Below are 25,034 nucleotides of genomic sequence, written 5' to 3' on the forward strand. Positions count from 1 at the left end.
GCTGACATCCATGTCAGGGGGAGGCGTCCGAATCGCGGTGCTCGGAGCCATGCACGTCGAGGTGGACGGCGAGGCCGTCCCGATCGGCGGAGGCATCGCGCAGGCCCTGGTGGCGCGGCTCGCACTCGCCGCGGGCCGTCGGCTGAGCACCGCCCAACTGGTGGCCGACCTGTGGCAGGACGCGCCGGAGAACGCCGCCACGACCCTGCGCGTCTACCTGTCGCGCCTGCGCTCCGGTCCGCTCGGCCCGGCGCTGCTCGGCGGCCGCACGGGCTACGCGCTCGTCGGTGCGGAGGTCGATCTGCTGCGGTTCTGCGAGGCCGTCGCCGAGGCGCGCGACGCCGAGGACCGGGCCGCGCACGACGTGCTGCTCGCGGCACTGACGACCTGGGACGAGCCGCTGACCGACCTCGGCGAGTTCCCCTTCGCCGAGCCGGAGCGGCAGCGGGCGATGGATGCGCGCCGCGCCGCCCTCCAGCGCGTGGGCGACACCGCCGTGGCGCTGGGCAGGCCCGGCGACGCCATCGGGCCGCTCAGCTCGGGCGTGCGCGCGCATCCGCTCGACGAGGCGCTTGCCGGAGCGCTGGCTCGTGCCCTCGCGGCTGCGGGACGGACGACGGAGGCGCTGGAGGTGCTCGACGAGCAGGGTGCCGCGTTCGCCGCTGCTGGTCTCGCGATGCCGGAGCGCATCCCGGAGCTGAGGCAGTCCATCCTGCGCGCCGCCACCTCGGTGGCGGTGCCCGAGGCCGCCGCCGTCGAGCGGCACGGCATCCCCGTTCCCCTCACGCCGTTCATCGGACGGGACCGGGAGCTGGCCGAGATGGAGCGCGTGCGCGGCGAGCAGAGGCTGATCACCATCGCGGGGCCGGGCGGTGCGGGGAAGACCCGGCTCGCGATCGAGAGCGCGCGCCGCGCGACCCGGACCATCGACGCCGAGCAGTGGCTCGTCGACCTGACCGGAGTCGCGCGGGAGGAGGGCGTGCTGCGAGCGGTCGCCGAAGCGGTCGGCGCCGGCGACGCGACGCTCGACGCGGTGATCGCGCGGGTCTCCCGTGCGCCCGGCCTCGTCATCCTCGACAACGCGGAGCACCTCATCCCGGCCGTCCGGGTGCTCGTGCTCGACCTGCTCGGGCGGGCCGCAGGGCTCGGGATCGTCGTGACCTCGCGGGAGCCGCTGGGCGTGCCGGGTGAGTTCGTGCTGCGCGTGACCGGACTCGGCGAGGAGGCGGAGACGCTGTTCCGCCAGCGCGTGACCGAGGTGCGGGGCGGCTCCGAGCCGTCCGCGTCCGAGCGGCCCGCGATCGAGCGGCTCTGCCGCCTGGTGGACGGCCTGCCGCTCGCACTGGAGCTGGCGGCGGCGCGCGCGGACGTCCTCTCCATCGACGAGCTCGATGCGACTCTCCGGGACGACCACGCGGAGGAGGACGCCGCGGATGGAGACGCCGCCCGCGACCGTCATCGCAGCCTCGCCAGCACCCTCCGCTGGAGTGCCGGCCTGCTGAGCCCGGCCGAGCACGACGTGTTCGTGCAGCTCTCGGGCTTCGCCGGCTCGTTCACGATCGAGGCGGCCGAGACGGTGTGCACGGCGCAGCCCGGCCATTCCGTCCGCGCGGCGGTGGTGGCGCTCGCGCGCAAGTCGCTGGTCGCTGTCGAGCAGACCGACCTCGGCGCGCGGCGCTACCGCCTGCTGGAGTCGGCTCGCGAGTTCGCGCGGCCGTTGCGCGACCCCGACGAGCTCGCGGGCTGGTACCGCCGCCACCGGGACTACTTCGCCCGGCTGGCCGAAGATCTGGCACCGCGCGTCCGCACGCACGACGCTCCGGCGGCGCACGATGCGTTCGACTCGGCGGCGCCCGATCTGCAACTGGCTCACGAGACGGCGGTGGCGGCCGGCGACCGCGAGACGGCGCTGCGCATCTCGGCGGCGCAGGCGTGGCACTGGTTCAAGCGCGGGCTGCTCGTGCAGGGCCGTGCCGCGATCGAGGCGGCCCTGGCGCTTCCCGGCGATGCCGCACCGGCCGTGGAGGCGGCGGCCTTCGGCGGGCTGGTGAACCTCGCCTACCAGTCCGGGGACGCCGAGGCGGCGTTCGGATTCGTGAGTGCGGGCATCGACCGTGCGCAGGCCGCCGGCGACCACGCGACGCTCTCGTCGCTGCTCGCCTACGCCGCCTACGGCCACTCGCTGCTGCGCGATCCCGGGACGGCGCAGCAGCTCGCCGACCAGGCCGCGCAGCTCTCGGTGGCCGCACCGGACTGGGTTCGCAGCGAGGTGCTCATGTCGCGTGGTCAGATGCTGCGTGCGCTCGGTCGACCGGCGGAAGCGCTCGAGAGCCTCGGCCGGGCGCGCGCCCTCGCGGCGAGCACCGGTCACGCCTGGGCGCAGACCTCCAGCGAGTACGTCACGGGCAAGGTGCTGATCGATGTGCGACGACCGCGGGACGCCATCCGCATTCTCCACAACGGCGCGCGCACGGCTCTGCGCGGGGGCGACCCCACCGGTGCGCTTGCGCTGCTCAACCTCCTCGGCGGCGCGGCAGCCCGCGTCGAGCGGCATCGAGAGGGCGCCATGCTCTTCGGCGGAGTGGACGAGATCGGCCTGCGCTACGGCTACAACCCGGTGGCGGCCGAGGGTGACGACGCGCAACGGCACCGCGACCTCACGGCCGCCGGGCTGACCACCGACGCCTACGCCGAGGCCTATACCGCGGGCCGTTCGCTCGACTTCGACGGGATGATGCGGCTGGCCGCCTCGCTGGACCGCTGATTGGCGACGTGCGCCGTCGCCGGCAGCGGGCCGACCTCGAGCGCCGTCTGGACGGCCCGGAGATCGGCGAAGGCGCGCTCCGACTCCCGGGTGCACTCGCCACCGCGTGCGCGGATGGCGGCGGGAAGCAGGTCGCTCAGGACGAAGCGGTTCCGGTGCGCCTTCATCGCACGAACCGGATCGCGAGCGGATAGACGTACTCGGCCCCCTGGTTGGCCTTCAGCGCGGCGATGATGCTGAAGACGACGTTCACGACGAACACGGCGAGCAGCAGCAGCAGGCCGATGGCAACGATGCTCAGCATGTAGCCGACGAGCGCGGCCAGGAACAGGGTCAGCTGGAAGTTCAGCGCCGTGACGACGTGGCGGCGCACGAAGGCGCCGCGGTCCGTGAGCAGCAGGAGGCCGAGGAGGGGCGCCAGCCAGCCGAGCAGGATGCCGCCGAGGTGGACGAGCATTGCCCACAGTCTCTGATCGGAGGCCGCCCACTCGTCGGGTCGGTGGGCGGCGGGCTGCGGATTCGGCTGCGGGCGGTCGGGCGCGGTGGACATGGGATTCCTCTTCTCAGGGTTCGTGTCCGCGCCGGTCGGGGCGGACGAGGACCGAGCGTAGGTGCGGGGACGCCGCCGGAGAGGGGGCCGCGAGGACGTTGCAACGTTGCGTTTACGCACCGCGCGGCGCCGCGACGCCTCGCACATGCCCGGGCGGGTATGTGTCCACCTTGGGGGCGTCGGGGCTCCGTGACGGCCAGGGTGATCCCGGGGTGATGCCGGGGTGAAAATCGGCGTTCGGGGGCTGGTCCACCGGTACATTCGACCCCGACAGCCGACCTGGATCGACTCCGCGTCGAGCCCTCGCGGGACCAGCGGTCGCAACCAGTCTCGAACACACCGGATGGAGTTCCGTGAGCCAGAACAGCGCAGCTTCGCCCGGCGTGCCCCGACCGAGCCGGATCGCACGCAACTCGGCCGGGCTTCTCGCCGCCGCCGCCCTCGCCCTCGGGATGGCCCTCGTGCCTGCCGTGCCGAGCCAGGCGGCCACCTTCACCGTGACCACGACGGCCGACAGCGGGGCCGGGTCGCTCAGACAGGCCATGACCGACGCGAACAGCACGGCGGGGACGCACACGATCACCTTCGCCATCCCGGGACCCGGGCCGCACCTCATCGCTCCGCTGACGGCCCTCCCAGTGCTCGGTACCATCAGCGCCTCGGTCACGCTCGACGGCTGCTCACAGCCTGGCGCCGTCTGCGGGCCCGGCGTGACGCCCTCACCGCAGGTCCAGCTCAAGGGGGCCACCATCCTGGTCCCCAAGACCCCGCAGCCCGTCGCCGTCCGGGGTCTCTCGATCACCGGAACCTCCAGGGGTGTCGTCGGTGCTCGCACCGCCGTCGGCGGCTCCTTCCGCTTCCCGGACGGTCTGACCGTGGAGGACAACAGCTTCGGCGTCTCCCCGAGCGGCGCAATCGACCCGGACGGCACCGGCGTGCTCTGCCGCAACACCCTTTCGGGCGAGGCAGGCCCGTCCGGAGTCACCATCCGTCGCAACGTGTTCGGCGGCAGTACCGCCATCGGCATCAACTGCAGCAACAACTACGCCTTCGGGGTCGGCGGACTGTCCAGCGGACTCGTCATCTCCGACAACCGATTCGGCGTGGATGCGGCAGGCGGAGTCGCCGGGCCGAATGCGACGGCCATCGGGATCGGTTCCACCTCCGGTGCACAGATCACCGGCAATATCGTGGCCAACAGCACCGGCTCCGGCATCACGATCCAGCGCGCGAACAGCGGGCTCCTGATCCAGGCGAACGAGATACGCGACAACGCCACCGACGGCATCGCCCTGGTCGGCGGCACGGGCAGCGGCGCATTCGCCGGACCGGTCGCCATCACCGGCAACACGATCACCGGAAACGGCCGGCACGGCGTCTCCACCGTCAGCGCGGCCGACGTGACCATCGGTGGCGCGTCGACGACCGACGGCAACGCCATCACCGGCAACGGGGGCGACGGCATCGCGATCGGCGCGGGCACCACCGACACCAGCTCCCGCGTGACCGTTCGCGGCAATGCCATCGACGGCAACGGGGGCCTGGGCATCGACCTCGCCGACGACGGCGTGACGGCGAACGGCCCCGCCGGCGTCGTGCGGACAGGGCCGAACACGCTCGTTGACTATCCGGTGCTCGAGCGTGTGCAGCGCGGTTCCACGCAGGTGACCGGCACCTACACAGGCGCCGTGAACGCCACCTACACGCTCGACTTCTACCTGAGCGCCACCCGCGACGCCACCGGTCACGGCGAGGGCGCCGCGCCGCTCGGCTCCTCACCCGTCACCACGGACGCGGCCGGCGTCGCCTCCTTCGACGTCACCTTCCCCACGACGATCCCCGCACAGGCCGTTGTGACCGCGACGGCGACGGATGCTGCAGGCAGCACCTCGGAGTTCAGCGCGGCACTGTCCGTCGGGCCGACCGCCACCGACGACCGGCTCCGCACGGCAGCGGGCCAGCCCGTGACGGCTCAGCCCGCCGCCGACGATGTCCCGGGCGATGCGCCGGTCGATGCGTCCACTCTGCGGCTGATCGATCCGGCGACCGGCGCGGCGACGACCTCCGTCACCCTGCCCGAGGGCGAAGCGGCTGTCGCCGCGGACGGCTCGGTCACCTTCACCCCGGCCGCGGGCCTGGCCGGCGCCACGGCGTCGGTCCAGTACTCGGTCGCGGACACCACAGGAGCGCGCTCGGCGCCCGCGACGCTCGCACTCGTGATCGGTCCGGCTGCGGCGGACAGGAACCTCGCCACGACGTACCGCGAGGCGATCGACGTCGACCTCTCGTCCGGAACGGCGGCCGGCTCCGCGTTCACCGTGACCACCTCGCCGGCCCATGGAGAGGTCACCCTCGTCGGCGGAGGCGTGCTTCGGTACACCCCGGGTGCCGGGTTCGCCGGCGACGACCAGTTCGTGTACCAGGTCTGCGCGCCATCGCCCGACGAGACGCTGTGCGCCACCGGTCAGATCCGCGTGACGGTCTCGGCCCCGGCGCTCGCCGCCTCCCCGTCGCCGCTCAGCGGCACGCCCGCCGGAGGGACTGCGGGCACCGTGATCGGATCGGGAAGCGTCGACGGACAGCCGAGCACCGCCGCCGATGTCGTCGCATCCGCAGTGAATGCTCCCGCCGGTGTCACCATCGAGCCGGGCGGCGATGTCCGGCTAGCCGCAGGCATCGCCGCAGGACAGTACGCATTCGAATACCGGCTCTGCCTCGCCGCCGACCCCACCACGTGCGCAACCGCCGACATCAGCGTGCGGGTCGTCTCCGTCGCCGCACCGGCCGGCACACCGGGCGCCGCCCCCGTCGTCGCCTCGTCCGGCGACGGAACACCTGCCCCGCTCGCCGCGACCGGTTGCGACCTCCTTCCGCCCCTGCTCGGGGCGCTGGCGGTTCTGCTCGTCGGCGGCACTCTGCTCGGCTTCCGTCGCCGTCGCGCCGGTCGCTCGAGCATCTAGCGGCGCTGCGCGGCACGCGGCAGACTGATCCCATCCGCAGACGGATCGAGCGTTGGGAGCGTGGCCGTGACTAACCGCACATACCGAGTGATCGAGATCGTGGGCACATCGCCGGACGGGACGGATGCGGCCATACGCAACGGGATCGAGCGAGCGTCGAAGACCATCCGCGAGATCGACTGGTTCGAAGTGACCGATACCCGCGGCGAAGTGGAGGACGGACGCGTCGCGCACTTCCAGGTGACGATGAAAGTGGGATTCCGGCTCGAGCAACTCGCCGACTGACGCGGCGCGTGTCAGGAGCGACGGGTGAACTTGTCGAGGAAGCCCGCCACCGGTCGCTGCTGCTCACCCTGCTGCGCGCCGAGCACGATCAGAACACCGGTGAGCGCCGGAAGCACCCACTGCAGGATGCGCTGCTTCTTCTGAGCGGCGGCGAGCTTCTCCGACGCCGTCGGGTCCGGCTCGGTCACGCCTTCGGCGCCCTCGTCGGCGTTCTCGCCGATCGTCTTGCCCAGCATGGCCGAATACAGACTGGCAGCTCCGGCCAGCCCGGTGATCACGAGCTTGACGACCGTGTTGCCGCGCGCCTCGGGCTGGGCGGCGAGCCGCCCCTTGTTGCCGACGATCAGGCCTGCGCCCCCGATCCCGTGCACGATGATCGCGCCGAGCTGGACCGGCGCCCACTTGGCCCATCCCGCCGACGACAGCCGGAGTCGCTCCGATGGATCCTTCGCTTTCGCGGTGCCGCCGTTGAGGCCGACGGCTCCCATCAGGGTGCCGCCGAACCAGGCGGCCAGGCCCAGATCGTGCATTGCTCGAACTGCTGTATTCCGTGCCGACATGCTGCATCCGTTCTCGTCGAGCAGGCGCTCGTGCCCCGCTGATCCTGGGCCCCAGGCAATCACCCGCCTCGCGGATCAGGGAGAGGTTGACTTGCGCGGATTCGGTGGAGACACGTGCGCGGGTCTTGTCAGCTGGTCGATCGTCGGGGCGAATCGGCTGGCGCGTTGGCGGCGACGCCTTCCAGGAACTTCCGGATGACCGGGGTCACCCGACCGGGATGCCAGACCACTCCGACGTGCCAACTGGAGGCGGCGGCTCGGATCGGTTGGAACGTGATCCCCTGGGGAGCGATACGGCGCGCGCTGTAGGGGACGACACCGACCCCGGCACCGGCGGCGACCAGGGCGAGAACGGTCTGGATGTCCCGCGCATACTGAGCCGGCGCGGGGCTCGATCCCGACTCCGCGAAGTACCGGCGGACCTGCGCGGACAGACCAGGACCGCGGTCCTCGGCCAGCGCGATCACGGGATGCGCATCGAGCCACGGGACCAGACCCGCGGCGTCTTCGGGTGGATCCCATCCCGCGGGTGAGGCGACGGCGAGAGTATCGGTCTCGAGCGAGACGGAGTCCAGCGGCGCCGGCGCGGGGAGCCTCATGAAGCCGACGTCGAGCAGGCCCCGCTCGATGCGTTCGGCCTGCACCGCCGAGGACATGTCGTCGAGCACGACCCGGACATCCGGATGGTCTCGCCGGAAACGAGCCACCGCGCGTGGAGCGATCGTCAGCGTCGAGAGCCCGAATCCGATCCGCAGTTGACCGACGTCGCCCGCCGCGATGCGGCGGGCCTGCGCTTCCAGCTGATCGGCCCGTTCGACGAGCTCGCGCGCTGAGGGAAGCAGGAGCTCCCCGAGAGCGGTGAGCTCGGCGCCGGAGCGTCCGCGGATGAACACGGGCGCGCCGATGAAGGCCTCGAGCTGCTGTATCTGCTTGGTGAGAGCGGGCTGCGTGATCGACAGGGTCTCGGCGGCGCGGCTGAACGACGACGCGTCGGCGACAGCGACGAGAGCGCGATAGAGACGCAGGTCCATTCCTAGAAGTTATATGAATTGCCGAAACTTCATTGGACTTTATGGCGGCGGTGCACTGGGCTGGACGCAGAGGAAAGGACTCACCGTGACCACCGAATCCGGCTTTCGAGCTTCCGTCGTCCAATTCGAGGCCGTCCCGCTGGGGAAGGAGAGGAATCTCGCCACGGTCCGATCCCTCGCCCGGTCAGCCGCGGAGAACGGCAGCCGGCTCGTCGTCTTTCCCGAGATGTGTCTGCTGGGTTACTGGCATCTGACCAAGCGGAGCGAGGCCGAGCTCTGGGAACACGCCGAACCGGCGGACGGCCCCCTGGTCTCCGCCCTGGCGCGCATCTCCCGCGAGCTGGGAATCGGAGTCGGGGCAGGCTTCCTGGAGAGCAGCGGTTCGCGCCTCTTCAATTCGTATGCCGTCTGCCTGCCCGACGGTGGCGTCCACATCCACCGCAAGCTGCACGCCTTCGAACACCCCGCCATCTCCAGTGGCGACTCCTTCACCGTGTTCGACACTCCGTGGAACATCCGGATGGGGATCCTGATCTGCTGGGACAACAACCTGGTCGAGAACGTCCGCGCCGTCGCCCTGCATGGCGCGACGGTGCTCATCGCGCCGCACCAGACGGGCGGGACCAACTCGAGGAGCCCGTACGGGATGAAGCCCATCCCCACCGAGCTGTGGACGAATCGGCATCGCGACCCGCAGGCGCTTCAGCAAGCCGTCAACGGCCCATCCGGTCGCGAGTGGCTGATGCGCTGGCTGCCGTCCCGAGCGCACGACAACGGGCTGTTCGTGCTGTTCTCGAACGGCATCGGCCAGGACGATGACGAGATCCGCACGGGCAACGCGATGATCTTGGACCCGTATGGACGGATCGTCGCCGAGACGGATGTGGCGGATGAGGCGACGGTCACGGCAGAGCTGGACCTGTCGTTGCTGCCGCTGGCGACGGGCCGACGCTGGCTGCTGGGCCGGAGACCCGAGCTCTACGGCATCCTCACCCGCCCCACCGGTCTCGAGAGGGATGCGCGGGCGGCCCGCCACTCGTCGGATCCTGTCCCTCTCGACGTGCGCGCGAAAGACTGAACCCGTCGACGTCGAGACGACGGAAACGGCGGCTGATGATCAGCCGCCGTTTCGCTGTCGTCAGCGCGTCACGGCGTTGCTTGGACCAGCTGCCACTCCTGCGAGTGGTCGCCGGCGGGCACAGCGTTCGCAACGGTGGTCCCGCTCCAGGCTGCGCCGGTCAGGTAGAGCGCCGGATTGCGCACGGATTGGATGCGGACGTAACCGTCACCGGTGGAGACGAGATTCCACAGCTTGTCGGTAGCGCCGTCGTCGACCCACTGCGCTACTCGCTGTCCGGCCGTTGCCGACCCCGTCCAGATGCCGATGCTGCGGCCACCCGCCTTGTTGAGGAAGGTGACGCTGGAGCCTTTCGTCACGACATGCCAGCGCTGGGTGTCGTTCGATGGTGCGTTCGTCCAGGAGATGATGTCCGGGGCGTCGCCGGTGAAGTCGGCGTCCTGCGTCTTATTCGCATCGGTGCTGAGCACCTGGCCGGTCGCGCGGTTCACGATCGTGTAGTAGGCGCCGGCGGAGTAGCCGAGGTCGACCTGACCGTAATGGACGGGACCGATGCTGCCGTTGCCCCAGGTGGCCTGAAGGATCTCGAGCCGTCCTGTGCCCTGCACATACTGGAGCGCCCGGCTGTAACCGGCGGCGACGGGAGTCCGGTACTCCTTCCAGGTTCCCGTGCTCGATCCCGACGCGTTGACCCACACATCGGAGCTCCCGGCCGCGTTGTATGCAATGCGGCCGTCCGGGAATCGGCTCAGGACGGGGCTGCCGCCCTGCGCGAGGGGGCCGGACGTGGCGACCGGGAGTGAGGAGATCGGATCACCGGACGGCTTGCCGTCGGCGAAGAACCGTGTCGGGTCGTCCGCGATCTTGTAGCGGACGTCGGCGCCGCCGCCCCAGTACTCGAATGTGAGGAGCCACTTGCCGTCGGTGGTGGGAACGACGTTGGTCATCCCCGGCCGGCCACCGCCGATCTCGGTCTTTCCGTTGGCCAGAGTCTGGGTGTCGCCGGCGACGTCGACCACCGGCGCACTCCAGGCGCCGATCCCGTCCCAGGTGCGATGCGCGAGGATCTGGCCGCCGGAATCGGGCGCGGTCGTGTTGTTCGGGTCCAGCACGGCCACGCCGGTCGTGGCGTCGTACCCGACATAGTCGTTCTCGTCCGAGTAGTAGGCGACGAGTTTGCCCTGGTACATCATCAGGTACGGTTCCCACACCGGGTCCTGCGCCTGATTCGGCCCGGTCGCGATGATCCCCTTCACGGTCCAGGTCACGCCCTGGTCGGTGCTGCCGTACAGGGCGATGGCGACGTCCTGCCGGTTGCCGTTCCCGTTGGGGTTCGGGGCGATGTCAGCGCCGGACACGACGTCCGCAAGGAGGAGCGTGCCGGCCTTCAGGGTGCCGAGGTCCTGGGGGAGCACGTAGAAGAACGGGTTGGTCCAGTTGCTGGTGTACTTCGCGTACGCAGGGCTGGAACTCAGCGCGGCAGGAGGCTTGATATCGGTGAGCTTCTGCCACGTGTCGCCGAGATCGTCGCTCTTGTAGAGAGGCAGCGTCTGGCCGACGACCGGGGACTCGTCGTCCTCGAACGCCGCGACGAGCCGGCCGCCGGGCAGTTGTGCCGACTTGGGGTAGAGGACGCACGGGCTCTTGTTGCAGGACCCGGGGGCTGTGGCTTGATAGAGGTCCTGCTGGCTCGGTTGATACGCGTTGGCGCCGGCAGCACTCATCAGGGACAGGCCGAAGACGGCCCCGATCGCAGTTGCAGTGCCGAGCACGGTTCGCAGAGTTCGTCGCATCGTTGCGGCTCCTTCGAGTGGGCGAGTGGTGCAGGCCAGTCTGAACACCGTCCGCTCGCAGGTCCAGACGCCGGAAAACGTTTCGCGCGACCCCACGACCGCGAAACCTTTTCCGTCTGATGCGATTTATTTGCGTAGCCTTGCGCGTGCCTTCTAGCGTCAGGGCGACACCAGCAAACGGATGGACGGCGACCCTGAGCACCGTCTCTCCCGCAACCGAAAGAGAGCCAACGATGACTCGCAGCACGTTCTCGCGCCGCCGCCGCATCCGCGCCGCGTCGGCCGCGGTCCTGGCAACAGCGGCCCTGGTCGGCGGGCTGACCGCCTGCTCCTCCGGGGGCTCCAGCGCCGGCGGACCGACGACCCTCTGGGCGCTGACCGGAGACCAGACCGGCGTCGTCCAGCCCGCGGTCACGGCGTGGAACTCGGCGCACCCCGATCAGAAGATCACCGCGCAGTACTTCGCCAACGACGCGTACAAGACGAAGATCAAGACCGCTGTGGGCGCCGGTTCCGCACCCACGATCATCTACAGCTGGGCCGGCGGTACGCTCGCCGACTACGTCAAGGCCGGAAAGGTCGCCGATCTCACCGAGGACACCGCGAAGGTGAAGACGAAATACAACGAGTCCGTCTGGAATCTCGGGGTCGTCGACGGCAAGACCTACGCCGTTCCCATGGATCCGTCGTATCCGGTGCTCATGTACTTCAACAAGGAGGTCCTGGACAAGGCGGGGGTCGATGTCCCGAAGACGTGGGAGGACATCCTCGCCGCCATCCCGAAGCTGAAGAGCGCGGGTGTCCTCCCGTTCGCTCTGGCCGGCGGGAGCAAGTGGCCCGAGCTGATGTGGGAGGAGTACCTGGTCGACCGGGTCGCGGGGCCGGACGCGTTCGCGGCAGTCGAGGAAGGCAAGAAGGACGCCTGGAGCGATCCCGGCATCATCAAGGCGAACACGATGATCCAGCAGCTGGTCGACGCCGGCGCGTTCGGAAGCGACTTCAACTCGGTCGTCGCCGACAGCAACGCGGACGTCGCGCTCCTCTACACCGGTAAGGCCGCCATGCTGCTCCAGGGAGCGTGGGCATACGGCGCGTTCCAGTCGGGGGACGCGAAGTTCACCTCCTCCGGCCTGGGGTACACCAACTTCCCGTCCGTCGAGGACGGCAAGGGCGACCCCAAGGACATCGTCGGGAACGTCTCCGGGTACTTCTCGGTCTCGGCGAACGCGTCCGACGAGCAGAAGAAGAACGCGGTCGACTTCCTCACCGAGGGCGTCTTCGACGACGCTTACACCAAGCGGCTCCTCGACAGCGGTCAGGTGCCGCCGGTGAAGGGCGTCTCCAGTCTTATCCAGGGAGGAACGGAGTCCTTCCTCGGGCAGACCTCGTCGTTGATCGACCAGGCGCCGAGCTTCCAGATGTCGTGGGATCAGGCGCTCCCGTCCGCACAGGCGACCGCGCTGCTGACCAACCTCGACAAGCTGTTCAGCAAACAGATCACTCCGAAGCAGTTCTCCGACGCGATGAACGAGACGATCGGCAAGTAGGCCACATGTCGTCAAGCACCATCAAGACCGGTGGGGCGCGACTGCGCTCCACCGGTCCGTCGGGCTGGTACCTGGCCCCGGCCCTCGGCGTCTTCGTCCTCTTCGCCGTCGTGCCCCTGGTCGTAGCGCTCTGGTTGAGCTTCACCCAGTGGGATGCGATCGGCACACCGGTATTCGTCGGCATCCAGAACTGGGCGCAGGTCCTGGCGGATGGCGGGACCTGGCATTCCCTCCAGCTGACCCTGGAAGTCGTCGTGCTCTCGTGGCTCTTCCAGACGCCGATCAGCCTCCTCCTCGGCGTGTTCGTCGCCGGGAAACAGCGCCATCGTGCCGTGCTCGCCGCGATCTACTTCGTGCCGCTCATCCTCTCTTCTGCCGCGATCGGCATCGCCTTCAAGGCGATCCTCGACCCCAACTTCGGCCTCGCAGACTCCCTCGGGGTGCCGTGGCTGAAGCAGAACTGGCTCGGAAGTCCCAGTCTGATCCTGCCTGTCGTCGTGTTCGTCATCGCGTGGCAGTTCGTCCCGTTCCACACGCTGCTCTATCAGGGCGGAGCGCGCCAGATCCCGGCCAGCCTCTATGAAGCGTCGGAAATCGACGGTGCGTCGCGTGTGCAGCAGTTCTTCTCCATCACGCTCCCGCAGCTGAAGTACACGATCATCACGTCGTCGACGCTGATGATCACCGGGTCCCTCACCTACTTCGACGTCGTCTTCATCCTCACCGGAGGGGTTCCCTCGGATTCGATCAACATCCTGCCCATCGACATGTACGTGACCGGTTTCTCCGCGAGCCAGTTCGGGACCGCCAGCGTGCTGGCCATCATCCTGGCGGCCATCGGGCTGATCGTGTCGCTCGTACTCACCCGGTTCAGCGGATTCAACCGCATGTCCAGCCAACAGGAAGGAGCATGATGAGCACGCTCACTCAGACGAAGGCTCGGACCACCGGATCCGGGATGGCGGCCGTCACCCCGGCGCGCCGGTTCCGCCGCCCCAACATCCTCGGAGCGATCGGCGGATACCTGTGGCTCGCCGTGATCGTCCTCCCGATCTACTACATCGTCATCACCAGCGTTCGGCCGCAGCAGGGGTTCTACTCCTCCAACCAGCTGCTGCCACCCGCCGCCCCCACGTTCGATCAGTACGCGCTCGTGCTGCAGAGCGACTTCCTCCTCTACCTGGCGAACAGCGTCATCGTCACGGTGGCCAGTGTCTTCGTGACCGTCGCCCTGAGCCTGGGGGCCGCCTACGCGATCGTTCGATCCGACACGCGCTTCACGCGGTGGGGGTTCGCCGTGTTCCTGCTCGGGCTTGCCGTGCCGCTGCAGGCGACGATCATCCCGCTGTTCTACATGATGAGCAAAGTGGGCCTCTACGACTCGCTCCTCGCCCTGGTGCTTCCCTCCATCGGGTTCGCCATCCCGTTGACGGTTCTCGTCCTCAGCAACTTCCTGCGCGACCTTCCCAACGAATTGTTCGAGTCGATGCGCGTCGATGGGGCGTCTCATTGGAAGATGCTGACTTCCCTCGTGGTCCCGCTTTCCCGCCCGGCGATCATCACCGTGGTGATCTACGATGCCCTGACCGTCTGGAACGGCTTCCTTTTCCCTCTGGTGCTCACACAGAGTCCGGACAAGCGAACGCTGCCGCTGTCGTTGTGGACCTTCCAGGGCCAGTTCAGCGTCAACGTGCCCGCCACGCTGGCAGCGGTGGTGCTCTCGACACTCCCGATCTTCGCCCTCTACCTGATCGGCCGGCGTCAACTCGTCGCGGGCATCACCGCCGGGTTCGGGAAATGATCTCCACCGAGACGGCGGCCGCCGGCGGTCACCGCACGACGCTGTCCGCGGTTGCGCGGGCGGCGGGGGTGTCGATCGGGACCGCCTCGAAAGTGGTCAACGGACGCACAGGGGTCGGGCCCGAGACACGCCAGCGGGTGCAGGAGGTCATCGGGGAGCTCGGCTACGTCAGCATCGGGGAACGCCAGCAGAGCTCGCTCAACCGCGGCGAGATCAGTGTGGAGCTCCTTCTCGATTCGAAGGACATCGCGAACCCCTACATCTCGACCTTCCTCCAGGGCGTCATGGATGCCGCGGGGACGTTCGACGTCGGCGTCACCCTGCGGAACCTCTCCGGAGTCGAACGTCGTGATCCCGTGCGCTGGGCCCAGAAGCTCGCGCGGGCCGGACGCAGTGGGGTCATCGAGCTCACCAGCGCCTACTCGGCGAACCGCGCGAAGGCGTTGAGGGCGGTGGGGCTGCAGATGGTGCTCGTCGACCCGATCGACGTCCCTCGGACGAGCATCCCCAGCATCGGCGCCACGAACTGGCAAGGCGCGTATTCCGCGACGCGTCATCTGCTGGACCTCGGGCACGAGCGCATCGCGTACATCGGAGGCCCGGAAGGCGCCGCCTGCGACATCGCTCGCGCCCACGGCTGGGCGGCCGCTATGGCGGAGGCCGGCATCATGGTGGACGCGACCTCGGTACCGCGTGCCGGCTACACGTTCCAGCACGGGCTCGCCGCCGGGACGGAGCTCCTGCGTTCGGCGGACCGGCCGACCGCGATCTTCGCCGGCAGCGACGTGTCGGCCACGGGCGTTCTCGAGGCCGCCCGCCGCGCGGGGCTCTCCGTGCCGGAGGACCTCAGTGTCGTGGGGTTCGACGACACCCACATAGCGTCGATCTCCACACCTCCGCTGACCGCCGTCCATCAGCCCATCGCGGACATCGGACGCGCCGCCCTGTCGACGCTGCTGCGCCTGGCCAGAGGCGAGGTGCTCGTCACCAAGCGCATCGAACTGTCCACCGAACTCGTCGTCCGGGCCTCCAGTGCTCGTCCGCCGAAGAAGATTCGCCCCGCCGCCGACAGCGCGCCCGAGAACGGAGCCCCATGACGATCACCGATGAGACCACGGAGCTGTGGCGCGACCCCGCCCGGCTGCCCGATGAGCGAGCCCGCGATTTGCTGCAGCGGATGACGCTCAGGGAGAAGCTGCACCAATTGGGGAGCACCTGGCCGGACGCGGAGGGCGCAGGCGCCGACGTGGCGCCCATGCAGGACACGCTCGTGAGGGCGGAACCGTTCGACGACGCCGTCCGAGACGGCCTCGGCCAGATCACGAGGCCGTTCGGGACTGCTCCGATCTCGGTCTCCGCCGGGAGAGAGAAACTCGTCGCGTTGCAGCGGCGGGTCATGGAGGCCAACAGGTTCCGCATCCCCGCCGTGGCGCACGAGGAGTGCCTGACCGGTTTCACCGCGTGGACGGCGACGGTCTACCCGACCCCGCTCGCGTGGGCATCGACGAACGACCCGGAGCTGATCGAGGAGATGGCCGCCGCGATCGGAGAGGACATGCGTTCGGTGGGCATCCACCAGGGCCTGGCGCCCGTGCTCGACGTCGTGCGCGACTACCGGTGGGGTCGCGTCGAGGAGACGCTGGGAGAAGACCCGGCCCTTGTGGGCGAACTCGCGACCGCCTATGTGAGAGGCCTGCAGTCGTCCGGGGTGGTTGCGACCCTCAAGCACTTCGCCGGCTACAGCGCGTCCCGTGGCGCGCGCAATCACGCGCCCGTGACGATGGGGCCGCGCGAGTTCGCGGACGTCGTCCTCCCACCCTTCGCCAGAGCAGTGATCGACGGTGGCGTGCGATCGGTGATGAACTCCTACGCCGACGTCGATGGCGTGCCTCCGGCCGCCGACCGCGAACTCCTCACTCGCGTTCTCCGCGATGAGTGGGGATTCGAGGGCACCGTCGTGTCCGACTACTGGGCGATACCGTTCCTCCAATCCACGCACCGCATCGCCGAGAGCATCACCGACGCCGGGATCCAGTCCCTCACGGCAGGCATGGATGTCGAGCTCCCGCACACACTCGGCTTCGATGACTCGCTGCTCGGGGCTGTGGAGGACGGCCGTCTCGACGCGAGCACCATCGACGAGGCGGCTTTCCGCGTCCTGAGGCAGAAGGCCGAGCTCGGGCTGCTGGACCCGTACTGGACTCCGGAGGAGGACGGGCTCTCCTCGTACGATCTCGACTCGCCTCGCAACCGGCGCATCGCCCGCCGGGTCGCGGAGGAGTCGGTGATCCTCCTCCAGAACGAGCAGCGGGCACTTCCGCTCGCGGCGCCTCCCCGCATCGCCGTCATCGGCCCGGGGGCGGACGACTCCGGATGCCTGTTCGGGTGCTACTCCTTCCCCAACCACGTCATCCCCGGGTACCCGGAAGCCGGGATCGGCGTGGACGCTCCCACGGTTCTGCAGGCCGTCCGAGCCGAATTCCCGGACAGCGTGATCGATTACGACCCGGGCGTCTCCATCAGCGGCACGGACACCTCCCGGATCGCCGCCGCCGCCGAACTCGCCGCGCGAGCGGACGTGACCATCCTCGTCGTGGGGGATCGGTCGGGCATGTTCGGCCACGGCACCTCCGGCGAAGGATGCGACGTGACGGACCTCGCCCTCCCGGGCGTGCAGGAGCAGCTCGCCGACAGCGTGCTCGATGCATCCCCCCGGGTAGTGCTCGTGGTTCTCTCCGGAAGGCCGTACGCCATCGGCGCCATCGCAGCACGCTCCGCCGCGGCGCTCCAGGTGTTCTTCCCCGGCGAGGAGGGTGCAGGCGCCATCGCCGGGGTGCTCTCCGGGCGCATCGAACCGTCGGGTCGGCTCCCGGTGCAGATCCCGGGGGAGGCGGCGAGCCAGCCCGGAACGTACCTGGCGGCTCCTCTCGCATTGAGAAGCGACGGCGTCAGCAACATCGACCCGACGCCCGCCTTTCCCTTCGGGCACGGACTCTCGTACTCCTCGTTGACGATCGAGGAGGTACGGGCGGACCGCAGTGAGACGGATACAGGTGGTCGCGTACGCATCTCGGCCACGGTGGCGAACATCGGCGACAGGGTCGCCTGGGCCGTCCCGCAGCTCTATGTCAGCGACCCCGTGGCCTCGGTGACGCGGCCCGTTCGCACCCGCCTCGCCTCACGGAGAGTGCGATTGGAGCCAGGCCGACGGTCGGTCGTGCATTTCGACGTGCACACCGCTGTGCTCGGATTCACCGGTCGCGACCTGCGCTATCGCGTGGAAGCGGGGGACCTGGTCTTCACCGTCGCGCAGAGCGCCGCCGACCCGGGGCTCGCGGCGACCCTCCGCCTGCGCGGAGCGACACGGTACCCCTCGGTATCGCGCCGACGATCGGTCCCGACCACGGTGGCGCCTGGGGCATGAGGTCCGGCCCCGGGCCGGTCGACTGAGTTCAGGACGACTCGTCGGCCGGCTCCCGCTCACCCTGCCGCCAGACGTGTGGTCCCCACAGGCGGAAGGACGCGTACTGCAGCACCGCCACCAGGCCCACCAGGTATCCGTAGCGGAGGATGGCGTACCACCACGCGTCGGGGGAGGGGACGATCCCGACCGCCTGCAGCAGCAGGACGATCGCGGCGGCGACCGCTGCGCCCTTGTAACTGCCGACCGAGTGTCCACTCGAGACGAAGGGGATGGCGGCGATCAGGCAGGCCAGCGCCACGCCTCCGCCGATCATCGCTGTTCCACGCGAGACGGCCCTGGCGCGGGTGAGCGACGGGTCCCCTGGATCACGGCGAGCGGAGGCGATGAGAGACACTCCGGCCACGATCAGCCCGACGACCAGCAGGATCACGATGAGCACGACGAACAGCACCAGCGGAACGAGGAACCAGCCGAGCGTCCCGATGAACAGCACCAGTACGACGGTGCCGAGCCGGTCGTCGTCGTACTCCGCCGACTGCACGAGCGTGAACGCGAGGGCGGTGACGACCAGGATGTGAGCCGCGGCCAAGGCAACCACCTGCCACCAGCGGAGAAGCCAGGTGCCCGAGGTCCGCTTGCGGGGTCTGGCGACCGTGCCGGCCCTGCGGGCCGTGCCGGCTCTGCCGCCCCTGCCGGCTCTGGGGCGCGGGGCGTCCGTCCCGAGGGGGAGGAGTGCCAGCAGCTGGCCCACGCCGACGAGGCCGCAGATCAGGAGCATCGCCCAGAGTGCCTCGTCGTCGGTGTCGCCGGATGCCATCCAGAAGGCCAGGGCGACCCAGCCGGCAGCCGTGACACTCGCGAGCAACCACCAGCGTCCCCGCCGCGAGGTGAGCGCCGCGCGGAAAGGCGCACCGGCCGAGCGGACGAAGCGCTGGACGCTTGCTTCGTTTTTCTCCGCTGCGGCGTCCCTCGTTCCGCTCCGGTCGGTCACCGTCTCTCCTTCGTATCCGTGTGTCGTCTCACGCGTCGGGGTCGGCGAGCGCCTCGCTTCGACGTCCGCCTCGGGCGACCGCCCAGCGGACGACGACGATGGCCGCGCCGAGAAGGGCCGCCAGGATGACCGGACCGACACCGATGTCGAGGACGGCGGGGAAGATCTTTACGGCGATCTGGGCCATCTCCCGGAGGTCGCCGTCGAGCACCCGCATGCCGAGCGCGTTGGAGACGGCTGTGAAGAGGGCGGGCGTCACCCAGAGCGCTGCCAGCCCCGCCACCCACACGCCGAGGCGTCGCAGCGGCACGACGCCGCACCAGCCGAGGACGGCTCCGACGATGACCGCGGGGAGCCAGCGGAACACCGACCCGATGACGAGCGCCGCCGCGTAGGGGTCGACCACGGCCGTGATGGCGCCCACGATCCAGGAGGTGACCGGGACCGCCGCCAACACCAGGCCCAGTGCCGCGGGGCCGACGCTGCGGCGGGAGATCAGCCAGAACAGTGCCTGGGCGAGCATCACCGAGACGATCGTGCCGCCGAGCATCCCGGTGAAGTACAGGAGGGAGCGGCTGTCGACGCCGGGCCGGCCGATGCCCAATCCGTCGGCGACCACGATGAACGCCTGAAGCAGCGCGGCGACCTGGAGGAGCAGCAGCCCGACGGAGACGCTCCACGCCTCCACCCGTCCGGTCCGTCGCAGCAGCCGCGTCGCGCCGCCCGCGACCACGCCGCCCACCAGGAGCAGCACGAGGAGCGTCGTGGCGGAGTACTGGCTCACCGGCAGCAGGGCGTAGGGCATTGCGTCGGGCCGAGTCTCGGTCTGCCAGAGGTTCTGCAGCGGGAGACGGCCGCCTTTCAGGAGCCACGGGAGGAGCCCGATGACACCGGACGCGAACCCGAGCGCTCCTCCCATGACCAGCGATTCGGCCCGGCGCTCCTCGCGCATGGCTGTGGGACCAGGACGTGACGACGACATGAATGAGCGCTCCCCCCGAGGCGACGTGCAATGAGCAGAACGCTAGCGCATGACCGCGCGAGCTCCGTCCACGAGGCTCCAGACGGCGGAGACGTCGTCGAACGTGCCGATGGGGATGATGCCGGGATAGTAGCCCACGTGCTCGTAGTAGAGCACGATGACCTGATCCGGTGCGTAGTACCCGATGGTCCCCGGGCTCGCGGCGCTGCCCGCCGGCATGCCCTCCAGGGGGAGGGCGCTCGGGAGGTCGGCGACCTTCTCCTGACCGCCGAAGTCGCGGAGCGTCAGCTCGAGCGGGAGCTGCTCCAGCAGCGCCGAAGCGGTCGAGTTGTGATCGAGCGTTCCCGTCAGGGTCTGCCCGTCGACAGTGATGCTGATGCGTGTTCCAGGCACAGGAGCCTCCGAGATGCGGGTGTCGGTCGGGCTGGGGAGCGCGGACGGCCCGGGCGAGCCGGCCGTCGGGAGGGGCGTCGGGGAATGCGAGGCCGGGCTCGCTGTGCAACCCGTCGCCACGGTCAGGATGAAGATCGTGGCGGCCGCCCCGGCGGTTCGACGGTGCATGGGACGAGGCTACGTCGCCCCGAGCTGGTCAGGGGTTCCCTGTCGGTACACCCCACGGGTGCCAGGTCTGACCGGACACGCGTGGGTGGGGAGAGGTCAGACCGTGCCGCGCTGCCGTCCCCGCAACGCGCGCGCCGCCCGCCGTCGCTGGTTCACCCGCTGCACGGTCAGGGTCGCCACCCCGCCGAGCGTGATCGCGGCGAGGTTGACGACCAGCTGGATGAGCGCGCCGACGGACTGTTCGGCGGCCCCGTAGGTGAGGGCGACGGCGGCGTTCGCGGCGGCCGGGATCGTCGTCACCGAGATCAGCACGCCGACGAGTGCGCCCGACTTCGCGGTCGACAGGGACAGGAGGCCGGCGACGCCGGCGAGGAATCCGACCACCCAGCTGAGCGCGTTCGGTCTCCAGATGAAGTCCGTCAGCGGACGGGAGTGCAGCAGGTCGGCGGGTGACATCAGGTGGAGCGCCGTGAGGAGCGCGGTGAAGAGGACGGTGATCCCGATGGCGACGGCGAATCCGACGGCGAGCGCGAGGACGGATTGCGCGATCATCCGACCCCGCCATCGCACGAGGCCCACGGAGAGCGCGGCGAGCGGTCCGAAGTCCGGTCCGACGACCATGGCGCCGACGATGAGGATGGGTTCGTCGAACACCACGCCGATCGCCCCGATCATGGTGGCGACGGACATGAACGTCAGGAACGTGGGGGAGAGGCCGGTCTCCTCGTGCGTGCGCTGCTCGATCTCCTGCCACACCACCGCGTCGGCCGCATGCCCGGGGGCTGCGCGGCTTGCGCGCTTGGCCGCATCCGAGATCTCGACGCCGATGTCGTCGACGGAGATCGAGCCCTCATGCTGCACGCCGAGTTGCTGGAGCTGGTCGAGGAGGGTGCTCAACCCTTCGCGGGCGACATCGCAGAGCACCAGGTCGCCGGGAGGCCGGGTGGCGGCCTTCGGCATGCGGACGATGTTCGTCGTCGCAACGCTGTCCTGAAGAGTGGTCAGCACCCGGTCGACAAGGTTCTCGGGGGCGATGATCCGCAGATGCTGCACGTGGACAGTGTCGCCGCAATCGAGCCGGGCGTCCGGCGATCGAGGGCGTGTCGAACAGGATGACCGGCTATCCGCACCCTCCCTCCCGGTGCTAGTTTCTGCACTGTTTGCGGGGGGAGACGTGGCCGTATCGAGGGAGATAAGGAGTCATGTCGATGAGATCACTGCACATCGCCATACGCGCGGGGATGCCCGCGTTACTCGTCGCGGCGCTCGTCGCCGCCGGAGCCACCTCCGCTGAGGCCGTCACGGTCACCGCGCCGAAGCCGCCGGCCGGATCGGTGCAGGTGGTCGTCTCGGGGTTGGACAACCCGCGCGGCCTGTCGTTCGGGACCGGAGGGCAGCTGTTCATCGCGGAAGCGGGGCACGGCGGCTCGCTTCCCCTGGGCGGCGGACCCGAAGGGGACCAGTTCGCCGGCCTCACGGGCAGGCTCGGGGTGTGGAAGGACGGCGTCCTGACGCATCCGATCACCGGTTTCTTCTCGGCTGCGGACCAGTCCGGCGCAGCTGCCGAAGGACTGGTTTCGGTCGACGCGCAGGGAAGATGGGTGACCGGCCAGATCGCGTTGAACACCGCGCCGATCCCGCCGGTGCCGCCGGGCAATCCGGTCGTGGATGCCGCGCGGGCGCAGCTCGGTCGCACGGTCGCACTGGACCCGTCGTCGGGGACCTGGTCTCCGATCGCCTCCACCGGGGATGCCGACTACGCCTGGACTGCCGCGCACAAGGACCTGGTCCCGGATCAGTTCCCGGACGCCAACCCGAACTCGGTGATCACCGTGGGCAACACCCGTTACGTCGCGGACGCCGGCGCCAACATCCTCGCCAAGGTGGATAAGAACGGCACCGTCTCCACCCTGGCGTTCATGGATGTTCCGGCCGGGTCGGTGACGGACGGCGTGAGCACCTGCGTGGCGAAGGCTCCCGACGGTTCGTTCTACGTGACGGAGCTGCTGGGGGGCACGTATGCGCCGGGTGGCGCTCGCGTCTGGCAGGTCTGGCCGGACGGCACCGCGCGGGTCAAGTGGAGCGGCTTCAGCACCATCCAGGGCTGCGGCTTCGACGGATCCGGCAACTTCTACGTCACGGAGTTCCAGATCAACGGACTGAACCCCAGCCCGACAGGTGACCCGAGCGGGGCGCTGGTGAAGATCACCGCGAGCGGGCAGCGCACCACCTACGGTGTCGGACAGCTGTTCTTCCCGTCGGGCTTCGCCTTCCGCGGCGGCAGCGTATACGTGTCCAACTGGTCGATCATGCCCGCAACCGGGATGAACGGTCACAGCGGACAGGTGGTCCGGATCAACGTGGGGGAGTGAGGGATCGGGAGCCGGCCCTCAGGAACGTTCCGGGGGCCGGCCCCCGCTCGCAGTCCGCGGCTCAGGCCAGCACACGACCGCTGATGGTCAGTGCGGTGCGCCGGGGCATGAGGCGCACCAGCCGGGCCGAGAGGGCGTTGGCCGCACCGGAGACGATGCTCGGCGGTGTCTTCCTGCGGTCGAGCTGGCGCAGGGCGAGCCGGACGACCTGCTCCGGCGTCTGGAATCGTCCCACGGCCGCATCCTCGCTTCCGACGACGTCGAAGAACTCGGTGCGGGTCGCGCCGGGGCTCAGGGCGAGTACGCCGAGGCCCGTGCCTCTCGTCTCGTAGGCGAGCGCTTCGGTGAAGTTCAGGACGAACGCTTTGGTCGCTCCGTACAGCGCCATGTTGGGGCACGGCTGGTACGCGCCGGTGCTGGCGACGCTGATCAGCGCGCCACGACCGTCCTGCACCAGGTCGGGGAGGAACTCGCGGGTGAGGGCGACGACGGCCGCGACGTTCACCTGCACCATCTCGGCGGTTCGGGCGGGATCCGCCTCGATGAAGGCGGACTTCATCCCGAACCCGGCGTTGTTGACGAGGGACTGGACGGTGATGCCGCGGTCGTCGAGTTCGCGTCGCAAATCCTTCGCCGCGCCGGGAGCGGTCAGATCGAGCGCGATGACCGTCGCCCTGATGGCGTGCTGCTGCTCCAGCCTCTCGGCCAGGGCGGTAAGGCGATCGACGCGCCGGGCGACGAGGACGACGTCGGCGCCGCGGGCGGCGAACTGGGTGGCGAACTCCGTGCCGAGGCCGGAGCTCGCGCCGGTGATGAGGGCGGTGGTGCCGCGGTAGTTTCTGCTCATGGCCTCAATGTAGACAGTGTCAGCATTGTTGTCAACGTCTACATTGGGGTAGGGTTGTCGCGTGTCCGAACGCTCCTATCACCATGGCAACCTGCGCTCGGCGCTCCTCGACCGCGCCGGCAACGTCATCGAGTCCGACGGCGTGGAGGAGCTGTCCCTCCGGCAGCTCGCCCGTGACGTCGGAGTGAGCCACGGCGCATCAGCCCGGCACTTCCGCGACAAGCACGCCCTCCTCGACGCGCTCGCGGTGGAAGGCTTCCACCGGCTCAACGCCGAGCTGGCCGCCGCCGCAAGCTCCGCCGGGTCGTTCGCCGACCGGTTCCGAGCGGTGGGGATGGCGTATGTCGAGTTCGCCGTGGCGCAGCCGGCGCTGCTCGGCTTGATGTACCGCGCCAAGCACCATCCGCAGGCCTCCGCCGAACTCGTCGGAGCGAGCGGGGTCGGGATGCGCGGACTCGTCGCGCTCTTCGAGCAAGGGCAGGAGTCGGGGGATCTGCGGGAGGGGTCCGCGGACGAGGACGCGCTCGTCGCGTTCGCCGCCGTCCACGGCGTCGCGACGCTGGCCACCGACGACCTGCTCGACGGCGTCCCGTGGCGGGACGCGGCGGAGCGCACCATCGACTTCGTCTGGCGCGGGCTGATGGGCGGCTAGCGCCGGTCTGTCACAATACAAAGCGTCATTGTTAACACAATCTCGCGAACAGCTCGGAGGCGCAGATGGTTCAGGCGGAGCATCCGCTGCCGACCGACCTTTTCATGGATCTCGATCGCTCCGGCCCGGTGCCGATGTACTACCAGGTGGCGAGCCGGCTCGAGAAGGCGATCAAGGACGAGACGCTCCCCGCCGGTGCGCGGCTGGAGAACGAGGTGGCGCTCGGGCGCCGGCTCGGCCTGTCCCGCCCGACGATCCGCCGCGCGATCCAAGAGCTGGTCGACAAGGGTCTGCTGGTGCGCCGCCGCGGAGTGGGCACGCAGGTCGTCCACGGCAGGGTCACCCGCAACGTCGAGTTGAGCAGCCTCTACGAGGACCTGGAGAACTCCGGGCAGAAGCCCGAGACGAGGATTCTGGACTGCACGATCGTGCAGGCGGACGAGCGTGCCGCGGCCATCCTGGACATCGAGCGCGGCAGCCCCACCCTCCACCTGCGGAGACTGCGTCTGGCCGACGGCGTGCCGATCGCCATCCTCGACAACACGCTGCCTCCCGACTACTCGGACATCGCCGAGGAGGACCTCGCGACTCACGGGCTGTACCAGGTCCTCCGTTCGCGAGGAGTGACCATGCGTGTCGCCAACCAGCGGATCGGCGCGCGCGAGGCGACGGCCAATGAAGCCTCCCTCCTCGACATCCGGCGGGGCAGCGCCGTCTTGACGATGTCGCGTACCGTCTTCGACAACTCCGGGCGTGCGGTCGAGTTCGGTCAGCACTGTTACCGCCCCGACCTCTATTCGTTCGAGGTGACTCTGGTCAACCGCTGATCGGCCGAG

22 protein-coding genes are annotated in these 25,034 nt (G+C 69.6%); 12 read left to right on the top strand and 10 right to left on the bottom strand.

Features of this window, described 5'->3' with window-relative positions; all coding sequences use genetic code 11:
- The first annotated feature begins 10 nt into the window (after nucleotides 1–10).
- Nucleotides 11–2,764 carry a BTAD domain-containing putative transcriptional regulator gene (locus J2Y42_RS06670; protein WP_309856077.1) on the top strand — a complete coding sequence of 918 codons (2,754 nt, stop codon included), beginning with the start codon at nucleotides 11–13 and terminating at the stop codon, nucleotides 2,762–2,764.
- On the opposite strand, the gene J2Y42_RS06675 is transcribed toward J2Y42_RS06670, so the two are convergent.
- Nucleotides 2,698–2,931 (bottom strand): hypothetical protein, encoded by a 234-nt coding sequence (locus tag J2Y42_RS06675; RefSeq protein WP_309856079.1) that lies wholly within the window; start codon nucleotides 2,929–2,931, stop codon nucleotides 2,698–2,700. The genes J2Y42_RS06670 and J2Y42_RS06675 overlap by 67 nt on opposite strands.
- Nucleotides 2,928–3,314, bottom strand: coding sequence for a DUF4870 domain-containing protein (locus J2Y42_RS06680; protein WP_309856081.1), 387 nt, complete (start codon nucleotides 3,312–3,314; stop codon nucleotides 2,928–2,930). The genes J2Y42_RS06675 and J2Y42_RS06680 overlap by 4 nt, the downstream gene beginning before the upstream one ends.
- Before the next feature lie 353 nt (nucleotides 3,315–3,667).
- Between J2Y42_RS06680 and J2Y42_RS06685 the strand changes: the two genes are divergently transcribed.
- Nucleotides 3,668–6,274: an Ig-like domain-containing protein gene (locus tag J2Y42_RS06685; protein ID WP_309856083.1), complete on the top strand. Its 2,607-nt coding sequence runs from the start codon at nucleotides 3,668–3,670 to the stop codon at nucleotides 6,272–6,274.
- Between the two features lie 66 nt (nucleotides 6,275–6,340).
- Nucleotides 6,341–6,559 (top strand): dodecin, encoded by a 219-nt coding sequence (locus tag J2Y42_RS06690; RefSeq protein WP_309856085.1) that lies wholly within the window; start codon nucleotides 6,341–6,343, stop codon nucleotides 6,557–6,559.
- A gap of 11 nt (nucleotides 6,560–6,570) precedes the next feature.
- Here the strand turns inward: J2Y42_RS06690 and J2Y42_RS06695 are convergent, their stop codons facing one another.
- Nucleotides 6,571–7,089 (bottom strand): hypothetical protein, encoded by a 519-nt coding sequence (locus tag J2Y42_RS06695; RefSeq protein WP_309856087.1) that lies wholly within the window; start codon nucleotides 7,087–7,089, stop codon nucleotides 6,571–6,573.
- A gap of 158 nt (nucleotides 7,090–7,247) precedes the next feature.
- The gene (locus J2Y42_RS06700) at nucleotides 7,248–8,150 is read right to left on the bottom strand and encodes a LysR substrate-binding domain-containing protein (RefSeq protein WP_309856089.1); all 903 of its coding nucleotides are present in this window, start codon (nucleotides 8,148–8,150) and stop codon (nucleotides 7,248–7,250) included.
- Nucleotides 8,151–8,235: 85 nt separating this feature from the next.
- On the opposite strand from J2Y42_RS06700, the gene J2Y42_RS06705 reads away from it, so the two are divergent.
- Entirely contained in the window at nucleotides 8,236–9,228 is a 993-nt protein-coding gene (locus J2Y42_RS06705) for a nitrilase family protein (protein WP_309856091.1), read from the top strand.
- Between the two features lie 68 nt (nucleotides 9,229–9,296).
- Here the strand turns inward: J2Y42_RS06705 and J2Y42_RS06710 are convergent, their stop codons facing one another.
- Entirely contained in the window at nucleotides 9,297–11,021 is a 1,725-nt protein-coding gene (locus tag J2Y42_RS06710) for an RICIN domain-containing protein (RefSeq protein ID WP_309856093.1), read from the bottom strand.
- A 233-nt stretch (nucleotides 11,022–11,254) separates the two neighbouring features.
- On the opposite strand from J2Y42_RS06710, the gene J2Y42_RS06715 reads away from it, so the two are divergent.
- Genes J2Y42_RS06715 through J2Y42_RS06735 form a run of 5 tightly spaced genes read left to right on the top strand, consistent with a single transcriptional unit; the run spans nucleotide 11,255 to nucleotide 17,793 of the window.
- On the top strand, nucleotides 11,255–12,568 hold the full coding sequence (locus tag J2Y42_RS06715) for an extracellular solute-binding protein (protein WP_309856095.1): 1,314 nt from the start codon (nucleotides 11,255–11,257) through the stop codon (nucleotides 12,566–12,568).
- Between the two features lie 5 nt (nucleotides 12,569–12,573).
- Nucleotides 12,574–13,482: a sugar ABC transporter permease gene (locus tag J2Y42_RS06720; protein WP_309856096.1), complete on the top strand. Its 909-nt coding sequence runs from the start codon at nucleotides 12,574–12,576 to the stop codon at nucleotides 13,480–13,482.
- Nucleotides 13,482–14,369, top strand: coding sequence for a carbohydrate ABC transporter permease (locus J2Y42_RS06725; RefSeq protein WP_309856098.1), 888 nt, complete (start codon nucleotides 13,482–13,484; stop codon nucleotides 14,367–14,369). The genes J2Y42_RS06720 and J2Y42_RS06725 overlap by 1 nt, the downstream gene beginning before the upstream one ends.
- Nucleotides 14,366–15,466 (top strand): LacI family DNA-binding transcriptional regulator, encoded by a 1,101-nt coding sequence (locus J2Y42_RS06730; protein WP_309856099.1) that lies wholly within the window; start codon nucleotides 14,366–14,368, stop codon nucleotides 15,464–15,466. The genes J2Y42_RS06725 and J2Y42_RS06730 overlap by 4 nt, the downstream gene beginning before the upstream one ends.
- Nucleotides 15,463–17,793 (top strand): glycoside hydrolase family 3 N-terminal domain-containing protein, encoded by a 2,331-nt coding sequence (locus J2Y42_RS06735; RefSeq protein ID WP_309856101.1) that lies wholly within the window; start codon nucleotides 15,463–15,465, stop codon nucleotides 17,791–17,793. The genes J2Y42_RS06730 and J2Y42_RS06735 overlap by 4 nt, the downstream gene beginning before the upstream one ends.
- 28 nt (nucleotides 17,794–17,821) lie before the next feature.
- On the opposite strand, the gene J2Y42_RS06740 is transcribed toward J2Y42_RS06735, so the two are convergent.
- The 4 genes from J2Y42_RS06740 to J2Y42_RS06755 all read right to left on the bottom strand — a co-directional run bounded on the left by J2Y42_RS06740 (nucleotide 17,822) and on the right by J2Y42_RS06755 (nucleotide 21,380).
- Nucleotides 17,822–18,784: a hypothetical protein gene (locus tag J2Y42_RS06740; protein WP_309856103.1), complete on the bottom strand. Its 963-nt coding sequence runs from the start codon at nucleotides 18,782–18,784 to the stop codon at nucleotides 17,822–17,824.
- A 28-nt stretch (nucleotides 18,785–18,812) separates the two neighbouring features.
- Nucleotides 18,813–19,766: a hypothetical protein gene (locus tag J2Y42_RS06745; protein WP_309856104.1), complete on the bottom strand. Its 954-nt coding sequence runs from the start codon at nucleotides 19,764–19,766 to the stop codon at nucleotides 18,813–18,815.
- Nucleotides 19,767–19,808: 42 nt separating this feature from the next.
- Nucleotides 19,809–20,327: a cyclophilin-like fold protein gene (locus tag J2Y42_RS06750; RefSeq protein WP_309856105.1), complete on the bottom strand. Its 519-nt coding sequence runs from the start codon at nucleotides 20,325–20,327 to the stop codon at nucleotides 19,809–19,811.
- Between the two features lie 96 nt (nucleotides 20,328–20,423).
- Nucleotides 20,424–21,380: a DUF389 domain-containing protein gene (locus J2Y42_RS06755; protein ID WP_309856106.1), complete on the bottom strand. Its 957-nt coding sequence runs from the start codon at nucleotides 21,378–21,380 to the stop codon at nucleotides 20,424–20,426.
- A 188-nt stretch (nucleotides 21,381–21,568) separates the two neighbouring features.
- Here J2Y42_RS06755 and J2Y42_RS06760 point away from each other — a divergent pair, with 188 nt between their 5' ends.
- Nucleotides 21,569–22,699: a ScyD/ScyE family protein gene (locus J2Y42_RS06760; protein ID WP_309856108.1), complete on the top strand. Its 1,131-nt coding sequence runs from the start codon at nucleotides 21,569–21,571 to the stop codon at nucleotides 22,697–22,699.
- A gap of 61 nt (nucleotides 22,700–22,760) precedes the next feature.
- Here the strand turns inward: J2Y42_RS06760 and J2Y42_RS06765 are convergent, their stop codons facing one another.
- On the bottom strand, nucleotides 22,761–23,546 hold the full coding sequence (locus tag J2Y42_RS06765) for an SDR family oxidoreductase (protein WP_309856109.1): 786 nt from the start codon (nucleotides 23,544–23,546) through the stop codon (nucleotides 22,761–22,763).
- 61 nt (nucleotides 23,547–23,607) lie between these two features.
- Between J2Y42_RS06765 and J2Y42_RS06770 the strand changes: the two genes are divergently transcribed.
- Entirely contained in the window at nucleotides 23,608–24,198 is a 591-nt protein-coding gene (locus tag J2Y42_RS06770) for a TetR/AcrR family transcriptional regulator (protein ID WP_309856111.1), read from the top strand.
- Between the two features lie 65 nt (nucleotides 24,199–24,263).
- Nucleotides 24,264–25,025: a GntR family transcriptional regulator gene (locus tag J2Y42_RS06775; RefSeq protein WP_396427139.1), complete on the top strand. Its 762-nt coding sequence runs from the start codon at nucleotides 24,264–24,266 to the stop codon at nucleotides 25,023–25,025.
- Nucleotides 25,026–25,034 lie beyond the last annotated feature (9 nt).

This window comes from Leifsonia sp. 1010 (assembly GCF_031455295.1).
GTDB lineage: Bacteria > Actinomycetota > Actinomycetes > Actinomycetales > Microbacteriaceae > Leifsonia.

Excerpts from the sequence above, each read along its gene's own strand:
- J2Y42_RS06670 (WP_309856077.1), top strand. The coding sequence starts at position 11 with ATGTCAGGGGGAGGCGTCCGAATCGCGGTGCTCGGAGCCATGCACGTC.
- J2Y42_RS06675 (WP_309856079.1), bottom strand. The coding sequence starts at position 2,931 with ATGAAGGCGCACCGGAACCGCTTCGTCCTGAGCGACCTGCTTCCCGCC.
- J2Y42_RS06680 (WP_309856081.1), bottom strand. The coding sequence starts at position 3,314 with ATGTCCACCGCGCCCGACCGCCCGCAGCCGAATCCGCAGCCCGCCGCC.
- J2Y42_RS06695 (WP_309856087.1), bottom strand. The coding sequence starts at position 7,089 with ATGCACGATCTGGGCCTGGCCGCCTGGTTCGGCGGCACCCTGATGGGA.
- J2Y42_RS06700 (WP_309856089.1), bottom strand. The coding sequence starts at position 8,150 with ATGGACCTGCGTCTCTATCGCGCTCTCGTCGCTGTCGCCGACGCGTCG.
- J2Y42_RS06710 (WP_309856093.1), bottom strand. The coding sequence starts at position 11,021 with ATGCGACGAACTCTGCGAACCGTGCTCGGCACTGCAACTGCGATCGGG.
- J2Y42_RS06715 (WP_309856095.1), top strand. The coding sequence starts at position 11,255 with ATGACTCGCAGCACGTTCTCGCGCCGCCGCCGCATCCGCGCCGCGTCG.
- J2Y42_RS06720 (WP_309856096.1), top strand. The coding sequence starts at position 12,574 with ATGTCGTCAAGCACCATCAAGACCGGTGGGGCGCGACTGCGCTCCACC.
- J2Y42_RS06725 (WP_309856098.1), top strand. The coding sequence starts at position 13,482 with ATGAGCACGCTCACTCAGACGAAGGCTCGGACCACCGGATCCGGGATG.
- J2Y42_RS06730 (WP_309856099.1), top strand. The coding sequence starts at position 14,366 with ATGATCTCCACCGAGACGGCGGCCGCCGGCGGTCACCGCACGACGCTG.
- J2Y42_RS06735 (WP_309856101.1), top strand. The coding sequence starts at position 15,463 with ATGACGATCACCGATGAGACCACGGAGCTGTGGCGCGACCCCGCCCGG.
- J2Y42_RS06745 (WP_309856104.1), bottom strand. The coding sequence starts at position 19,766 with ATGTCGTCGTCACGTCCTGGTCCCACAGCCATGCGCGAGGAGCGCCGG.
- J2Y42_RS06750 (WP_309856105.1), bottom strand. The coding sequence starts at position 20,327 with ATGCACCGTCGAACCGCCGGGGCGGCCGCCACGATCTTCATCCTGACC.
- J2Y42_RS06760 (WP_309856108.1), top strand. The coding sequence starts at position 21,569 with ATGCCCGCGTTACTCGTCGCGGCGCTCGTCGCCGCCGGAGCCACCTCC.
- J2Y42_RS06765 (WP_309856109.1), bottom strand. The coding sequence starts at position 23,546 with ATGAGCAGAAACTACCGCGGCACCACCGCCCTCATCACCGGCGCGAGC.
- J2Y42_RS06775 (WP_396427139.1), top strand. The coding sequence starts at position 24,264 with ATGGTTCAGGCGGAGCATCCGCTGCCGACCGACCTTTTCATGGATCTC.